Source organism: Hydrogenophaga sp. (genome assembly GCF_035481345.1).
Classification (GTDB): Bacteria; Pseudomonadota; Gammaproteobacteria; order Burkholderiales; family Burkholderiaceae_C; genus Hydrogenophaga.
In genome coordinates this window covers 1-6,950 of record NZ_DATIGV010000061.1, presented here as the reverse complement: position 1 = coordinate 6,950, position 6,950 = coordinate 1, and the positions used below count along the sequence as shown (strand labels likewise).

Here is a 6,950-nt window from a genome sequence, read left to right as displayed (position 1 = left end):
GCTGTTCGCCATTTAAAGAGGTACGTGAGCTGGGTTTAAAACGTCGTGAGACAGTTTGGTCCCTATCTTCCGTGGGCGCTGCAGATTTGAGGAAGCCTGCTCCTAGTACGAGAGGACCGGAGTGGACGCACCTCTGGTGTACCGGTTGTCACGCCAGTGGCATTGCCGGGTAGCTAAGTGCGGAAGAGATAACCGCTGAAAGCATCTAAGCGGGAAACTCGTTCCAAGATGAGATCTGCCGGGGCCTTGAGCCCCCTAAAGGGTCGTCGTAGACCACGACGTTGATAGGCTGGGTGTGGAAGCGCAGCAATGCGTTAAGCTAACCAGTACTAATTGCCCGTGCGGCTTGACCCTATAACTTTGATGTCACCATCAAAGGCAAATGCAACGCTATGCCATCGTTGTGCGCAATCAAATGACACGCTGATGTGATCCGTCCCAAAGACCGATCCGACTCTATGAATTCGCTTGGCTGAGTAAGCCTCAGCCAGGCAACCCGTTATGCCTGACGACCATAGCAAGGTGGCCCCACTCCTTCCCATCCCGAACAGGACAGTGAAACGCCTTTGCGCCGATGATAGTGCGGATTCCCGTGTGAAAGTAGGTCATCGTCAGGCTCTTATCCCTCAACCCCCCTCCGCCACCAGCGGTGGGGGGTTGTTCTTTTTTCGGCGCCGACCCCGAGGAAAGAAGAGTCTCGAACGATGGATTGGTTCTATTGGTTGAGAATCCAATTGCCAACTATTGCAAGTGCCTGTGCTTGTTGCAAATCGTTCAGCAGGGCGTCGAGTATTTCGGAAGGCGATTGCTCTCGATCAATCCGGGCAATGCGGATGAAATAAGCCGAACAATCAAACCAGGCTTGCAGTTCCTTGCGCTCCACTCGTTGCAGTTCAAGCATCTTGAACTTGATCATTACCTTAAGCGCATGCCATCGGTGCTTGGCGGGGTCGCGCTGAAACTGTAGTAGGCGGCTGCGGGCGCGAGCCAAGGCGACTGGAACGGAGGCGCCTTGGAACACGGGACCATGTCCAGGAATCACGACTGACGGCGACAGCGCCTCGATGAGATCGAGTGTATCGGCCACCTCGTCAAACGCATTGGCGCCATCGAGTTCTGGAAAGACGACGCCGAAGCCGTTGTTCCATAGGGCATCTCCCGAAATCAGGATGCCCTGATTCGGCTCATGAAGAAGAATGGCGTGGGGGTCGTGACCCGGCGCCGCGTGCGCCGTCCACTGCAGCCCCCCGATCCGAAAGCGATCCCCAGGGTGGACGAGCTCGTCGTAGTCGAAGCGCGGACAGATTTGGCCGGTGGGCACATAGGTCAAGGCGACCGGGTCCCAGTCGCGCACCGCAGGCGCCAGACCCGGGGGAATGCCGATGCGCAAGTGCGGCCAAGCACGACGCAGCGCGGCATTCCCGCCGCAGTGGTCGCTGTGCAAGTGGGTGTTCACCACCCGTTCAAGGGGACAGCCCTCGAGCGTCTCCTGGATCAAGGCCACGGTCTGCTCGGCGTGCGTGGCGTAGCCGGTGTCGACGACCAGGCCGCCTGTGTCCGCGCGCATGACGACGTTGTTGGCGGACAACCAGCCCCGTTCAAGGACCGTGATGCCGAGAGCCGCGAGCCGCGAGTCGGTTGCGATTCTGGGGTTGTGAGTGTCCGCCATGCGCCATTGTGGGATGGGCACGCAACTCAAGGCGCCGCGCGGGACAGTTCTACGTCGAGTCGGTGACAGGCGTCCGCCAACGGAGCGTCAAACAGGGTCTCGATCCATTGCGCCTCCCTTTGCGCGATGGTCCGCAGGAACGAAGAAGCGTCGCCGAGCGCCGCGAACGCATCGAAGCCGCTCTCCAGAAAGTGTTGCAGGGCGTCCAGCCCGGCCGCTTCGGCGGGTTTGCGCATCATGCGCAGACCCAGCCGCAGCGAACGCATACGGGTAAGCCGCTGCAGCTCGGCGCCCATGTGCTGCACCACGGCCAACTGGCGTTCCCGCTCCCGACGGGCGCCGCACCGGCGCCAAGCGAGGATGTAGCGTTCGGCGCTGCCCGCCTCCGCAGGGAGGACCTGCCAATGGCTGGCCAGGGCATGGTCAAGCGTTTCGGTGAGCGCGTGCATCTCCGTCAAGTCCACCGCGAGTTGCCCGACGGCAGCGGGAAAGAGACGTTCGAGCGCACCGGCGATGCGCCCGAACTGCTCATCCCGGCGGGAAAAGTCGTGCTCACCGTACAACTCATCAAGAAAGAACCGCAGCGCGGGCTGGGTGCGGGTGCTGCGGCTGAGGTCGCTGTAGCTGGCCCGAAAGCGCTGGGCTTGGAGCCGCTTCACAGCCTGCACCGCCGCCAGCCGATCAGTGTCTGCGGCTTGCGTGCGCAAACCCGCCACCTGCTGAAGGTGGCCGCGGATTTGGGCAGCGAAGCTGGTGTCCGATGTCATGGCGAAAACCCGGCGTGATCAGCGGTGATGAATGCCAATGGCGTGAGATAGTCGACGCATGCGCGAACCGACGCCACATCCTACCTCCCGTTCAGCCCTGGCCGATTTGCAGCGCCTGCTGGTGTTCGGCGGCGTGCTGACCCTGTTGGGCGCCGGCCTGCTGTGGGCGGGAGGCCACTTGGCTTGGGCGCTGGTGGTGGCCGTAGTGGTCTTGTTCGGACACGCCTGGGCCTTGGGCCTTGAATTCGCGCTGGCCGCCTGGGTGAATCGGCGCGAAGCGGCTGCCACCACGAAACCGAGCGCTTGGGTCCGCGCGTGGTGGCGCGAGGTGCGCGTGGCGCCGCAGGTGTTCGCTTGGCGACAGCCGTTTCGCTGGCAGACGCTGCCGGACAGCGCGGCGCCGCAGAAAGGAGCCGCGGTGGTGTTGGTGCATGGCTTCGTGTGCAACCGGGGGTTCTGGCTGCCGTGGTTGCGGGCTCTGCGCGAGCGCGGGACGGCGTATGCCACTGTCAATCTCGAACCGGTGTTCGGTTCGATCGATGCCTATGTTCCGCAGGTCGAGGCCGCTGTTCGGCGGGCCGAGTGGCTCGGCGAGGACAAGCCGGTTCTGGTGTGCCACAGCATGGGCGGGCTCGCGGCTCGGGCCTGGCTGGCGGCTGACCCAGGCCATCCTGCGCGCGTGCAACGCGTGATCACCATTGGCAGCCCCCACCGCGGCACCTGGATCGGCCGCTTCAGCCGCGTGGTCAACGGCCGCCAGATGCGCGTGGACTGCGATTGGCTGTGCCAACTCGCTGCGCGCGAGCGCGAACTGCGCGGCGAGTCGCCTTACGAACGCTTCGTCTGCTGGTACGCCGACACGGACAACATCGTCTTCCCCGCGCCCACCGCCACGTTGCCCGGCGCCGACAACCGCCTGGTGCCCGCGGCAGCGCATGTGGACCTGGCGTTTCATCCCAGGGTGATGGGCGAATCGCTGGCGATGCTGGCGTCGGCAGGCAACTCGCCGAGCGAGCGCACGGTCTCGTAGATCGGCGTGAAGTCGGGCGCGGTCATCTCGAAGAGCTGCTCGAAGCTGTCGATGACGAAGTAGGTGGCCTGGTAGTCGTCGATCTTGTAGCGCGTGCGCATGCAGCGCACCAGGTCGAGCGCGATGCGCCGCGCGCGCCGGCTGGTGACGCTGTGACGCAGTTCGCCGGACGAGCTGAGGATGCCGGCGCCGTATGCGCGCAGGCCCTGCGGCTCGCGGATCAACCCGAATTCGATGGTGTACCAGTACAGGCGCGACAGCAGTTCGCCCGCACCCAGGTCGTGCGCCTTCAGGCCGCCCTGGCCGTAGTGCTGCACGTAGTCGGCAAACACCGGGTTGAACAGCAGCGGCACGTGACCGAACAGGTCATGGAAGACGTCGGGCTCGACGATGTAGTCGAACTCCTCAGGTGTGCGGATCCAGTCCGTAACGGGAAAGCGCCGGTGCGCCAGCAGGTCGAAGAACGGCCGCTCGGGAATGAGCCCCGGCACGGCCACGATCTCCCAGCCGGTGGCAGGCCTCAGGCGTTCGTTGATCTCATCGAATCGCGGAATGCGGTCGCGCACCCCAAGCGAGGGCAGGGCGTCGATGAAGGCCTGCGCCGCCAGACCCGGCAACAACGCGCTCTGACGCTCGTAGAGCCGGCGGTAGGTGTCGTGGTCGGCCTCGGTGTAGGCCGACCAGTTCTGCGGGCAGGTGTAGTCCTCGCGGGCGCGCGAATAGTCGCCGCGCGGCGGGCGCTCGCTGGCGCCATAGACGACGGGTTCGACGGCCATGGGGTTCTCCGGTGGGCCGGTCAGGACTTCTGAAGCACGCCGCGGCGCATCTGGTCGAGTTCCATGGTCTCGAAGAGTGCCTTGAAGTTGCCCTCGCCGAAGCCCTGGTTGCCCTTGCGCTGGATGAACTCGAAGAAGATCGGGCCGAGCTGGTTCTCGCTGAAGATCTGCAGCAGCAGTTCGCCGGGTGCACCATCCACCAGGATGTTGCGCTGCTTCAGGGCCTCGACGTCCTCTGCCAGGTTCGGAATGCGCTTGGGCAGCAGCTCGTAGTAGGTCTCGCTGGTGTTGAGCAGCTTCACGCCGGACATCTGCAGTGCGTCCACCGTGTCGTAGAGGTTGGTCGAGCCCATGGCGATGTGCTGGATGCCCTCACCGTGGTAGCGGTCCAGGTACTCCTGGATCTGGCCCGATTTCTCGTTGCCTTCTTCGTTGATCGGAATGCGGATCTTGCCGCAGGGACTGGTCATGGCCTTGCTCTTGACGCCGGTGGCCTGGCCCTCGATGTCGAAGTAGCGCACCTCGCGGAAGTTGAACAGGCGCTCGTAGAAGTCGGCCCACTCGGCCATGCGGCCGCGGTGCACGTTGTGGGTGAGGTGGTCGATGTAGGTGAGACCATGGCCCACCGGGCTGAGCTCAGCCCCGGGCAGCGGCTCGAAGTCCACGTCGTAGAAGCCGATGTTGCCGATCTCGCCATCCTGGGCGCCGTTCTTGCCGCGCCAGCGGTCGATGAAATAGATGATGGAGTCGCCGATGCCCTTGATGGCGGGGATGTTCAGCTCGCCCGGGCCGGCCTGGCCCGCATAGCCCCAGGCGCCCAGCGAGATGGCCCGTTCGTAGGCCGCCTTGGCGTCCTTCACGCGGAAGGCGATGGCGCAGACGCTGGGCCCGTGCTGGCGCGCGAAACGCTGCGCGAAGCTGTCGGGCTCGGCGTTGATGATGAAGTTGATCTCGCCCTGGCGGTACAGGGTCACAGCCTTGTGGCGGTGCTTCGCGATCGCCTTGAAGCCCATGCGTTCGAACAACGCGCCCATGGCAACGGGATCGGGTGCGGCGTATTCGATGAACTCGAAGCCGTCGGTGCCCATCGGGTTGTCCCAAGCCTGAAAGTTGGTGGCGGAAGCGGGCAGGGCAGCGTTCATGGCGGTCTCTTTCGGGGGGCTGAGGGAAGGGCCACTGTATCGGCGCAGGGTGTCACGATTCCGGCGTTTTGGGGCGCACCATTCGTCCAAGACGCAGGATTTGTGCACAATCACAATCATGGAAGCCTTGGACAAGCTCGACAAAGCCATCCTGCGCAGCCTGCAGGCCGACGGGCGCGCCACCTACGATCAGGTGGCCGAGACCGTGGGCCTGTCAGCCAGCGCCGTGCTGCGCCGCGTGCGCCGGCTCGAAGAGGCGGGTGTGATCGCGCGCTATGTGGCCCTGCTGCGGCCGGAAGCCGTGGGTCTGGGCCTCACGGCCCACGTCAACGTGCGCCTGGAAAAGCACGCCGAGGGCAACAAGCGCAACCCCATGGACGAGTTCCGTGCCAGCGTGATGGCCTGGCCCGAGGTGGTGGAGTGCGTGGCCCTCACCGGCGACATGGACTATCAGTTGCGCCTGGTGGTGGCCGACATGGCGGCCTATTCGCGCTTCATGATGGACACCCTGCTCAAGCACCCCAGCGTGCAGGACTGCAAGACCAGCTTCGTCATGGACCGCGTCAAGAGCACCACCGCGCTGCCGCTCTGAGCGCTCGCTGCGCTTGCGGCCGGTCCCGGGGCGTGCCAAGCTCGGGGCTTTCGCCCGCCCTACCGAGCCCCGATGGCCCCGCCCGTTCCCAAGCCGCCGAGCGACGCCCGTGCCGACACCGCCACGGTGCCCATTCGCGCGCTCGACGATGGCCACCGCGTCCAGATCGCGCAGCACCTGCTCTCGCTGGACCCGCCCGACCGCTACCTGCGTTTCGGCTACGCCGCCACCGACGAGCAGATCCGCCGCTACGCCGAGCGCATCGACTTCGACCGCGACGCGGTCTTCGGCATCTTCAATCGGCGCCTGCACCTCATCGCCATGGCCCACCTGGCGTTCTCGGTCGATCCGCAACTGCGCACCTGCGCCGAGTTCGGCGTGTCCGTGTCCAAGGCCTCGCGCGGCAAGGGCTATGGCAGCCGCCTGTTCGAGCGCGCCGTCGTGCATGCGCGCAACGAGGGCGTCTCCTTGCTCTTCATCCACGCCCTGTCCGAAAACACCGCCATGCTCAAGATCGCGCGCAACGCGGGCGCCGTGCTCGAACGTGCCGGCTCCGAGACCGAGGCGCATCTGCGCCTGCCGCCGGCCGACTTCGACTCGCGTGTGAGCGAGATGCTCGGCGAGCAACTGGCCGTGACCGACTACCACCTGAAGGCGCAGGCCAAGCAGTTCTGGGGGGTGATCCGCCTGCTGCAGGAAATCCGCCAGGGCGTGCGCGACGCCCGCGACCGCGCGCGCGGCTGAGAGGTCGTGGCGGGCGTGCCGCCGGCTCGCGGGGGGGTTGTCCCTTCAGACCCATGGGGTATCCTTGCCTGTTGTTACAACCACCGTCCTCCCCAGTGGCCGACCACCCACCCAGTAGCGGGCCGCAGCGCGGCCTGCGGCTTCCCGACAAACGCGGATTCCTGCAAAAGCTCGCCGAGTTCCTGCACCCCGGGCCGGACTCCAAGGACGAGCTGATCGAGACCCTCGCC

7 protein-coding genes, 2 rRNA genes and 1 pseudogene are annotated in these 6,950 nt (G+C 65.1%); 6 read left to right on the top strand and 4 right to left on the bottom strand.

Features of this window, described 5'->3' with window-relative positions:
• Together VLG41_RS06435 and rrf are read left to right on the top strand one after the other, a co-directional pair.
• Window positions 1–354: ribosomal RNA gene (locus VLG41_RS06435) — 23S ribosomal RNA — on the top strand; the annotation flags it as partial.
• A gap of 150 nt (window positions 355–504) precedes the next feature.
• Window positions 505–617, top strand: a 5S ribosomal RNA gene (gene rrf, locus VLG41_RS06430).
• A gap of 98 nt (window positions 618–715) precedes the next feature.
• Here the strand turns inward: rrf and VLG41_RS06425 are convergent.
• Entirely contained in the window at window positions 716–1,669 is a 954-nt protein-coding gene (locus VLG41_RS06425; protein ID WP_325348563.1) for an MBL fold metallo-hydrolase, read from the bottom strand.
• A 26-nt stretch (window positions 1,670–1,695) separates the two neighbouring features.
• Window positions 1,696–2,436: an FFLEELY motif protein gene (locus tag VLG41_RS06420; RefSeq protein ID WP_325348562.1), complete on the bottom strand. Its 741-nt coding sequence runs from the start codon at window positions 2,434–2,436 to the stop codon at window positions 1,696–1,698.
• Between the two features lie 58 nt (window positions 2,437–2,494).
• Between VLG41_RS06420 and VLG41_RS06415 the strand changes: the two genes are divergently transcribed.
• Complete coding sequence (locus VLG41_RS06415; RefSeq protein ID WP_325348561.1) at window positions 2,495–3,466, top strand: esterase/lipase family protein; 972 nt, start codon at window positions 2,495–2,497, stop codon at window positions 3,464–3,466.
• Here VLG41_RS06415 and phhA read toward each other — a convergent pair.
• Window positions 3,388–4,242 (bottom strand): phenylalanine 4-monooxygenase, encoded by an 855-nt coding sequence (gene phhA, locus VLG41_RS06410; RefSeq protein ID WP_325348560.1) that lies wholly within the window; start codon window positions 4,240–4,242, stop codon window positions 3,388–3,390. The two genes, VLG41_RS06415 and phhA, sit on opposite strands and share 79 nt — an antisense overlap.
• Before the next feature lie 20 nt (window positions 4,243–4,262).
• Window positions 4,263–5,384: a 4-hydroxyphenylpyruvate dioxygenase gene (hppD, locus tag VLG41_RS06405; RefSeq protein WP_325348559.1), complete on the bottom strand. Its 1,122-nt coding sequence runs from the start codon at window positions 5,382–5,384 to the stop codon at window positions 4,263–4,265.
• 118 nt (window positions 5,385–5,502) lie between these two features.
• On the opposite strand from hppD, the gene VLG41_RS06400 reads away from it, so the two are divergent.
• The 3 genes and pseudogenes from VLG41_RS06400 to VLG41_RS06390 form a co-directional block, all read left to right on the top strand.
• Entirely contained in the window at window positions 5,503–5,976 is a 474-nt protein-coding gene (locus VLG41_RS06400; protein ID WP_325348558.1) for an Lrp/AsnC family transcriptional regulator, read from the top strand.
• A gap of 72 nt (window positions 5,977–6,048) precedes the next feature.
• On the top strand, window positions 6,049–6,720 hold the full coding sequence (locus tag VLG41_RS06395; RefSeq protein ID WP_325348557.1) for a GNAT family N-acetyltransferase: 672 nt from the start codon (window positions 6,049–6,051) through the stop codon (window positions 6,718–6,720).
• 95 nt (window positions 6,721–6,815) lie between these two features.
• Window positions 6,816–6,950, top strand: a pseudogene (locus tag VLG41_RS06390) (magnesium/cobalt efflux protein); the annotation flags it as partial.

Excerpts from the sequence above, each read along its gene's own strand:
- VLG41_RS06425 (WP_325348563.1), bottom strand. The coding sequence starts at position 1,669 with ATGGCGGACACTCACAACCCCAGAATCGCAACCGACTCGCGGCTCGCG.
- VLG41_RS06420 (WP_325348562.1), bottom strand. The coding sequence starts at position 2,436 with ATGACATCGGACACCAGCTTCGCTGCCCAAATCCGCGGCCACCTTCAG.
- VLG41_RS06415 (WP_325348561.1), top strand. The coding sequence starts at position 2,495 with ATGCGCGAACCGACGCCACATCCTACCTCCCGTTCAGCCCTGGCCGAT.
- phhA (WP_325348560.1), bottom strand. The coding sequence starts at position 4,242 with ATGGCCGTCGAACCCGTCGTCTATGGCGCCAGCGAGCGCCCGCCGCGC.
- hppD (WP_325348559.1), bottom strand. The coding sequence starts at position 5,384 with ATGAACGCTGCCCTGCCCGCTTCCGCCACCAACTTTCAGGCTTGGGAC.
- VLG41_RS06400 (WP_325348558.1), top strand. The coding sequence starts at position 5,503 with ATGGAAGCCTTGGACAAGCTCGACAAAGCCATCCTGCGCAGCCTGCAG.
- VLG41_RS06395 (WP_325348557.1), top strand. The coding sequence starts at position 6,049 with ATGGCCCCGCCCGTTCCCAAGCCGCCGAGCGACGCCCGTGCCGACACC.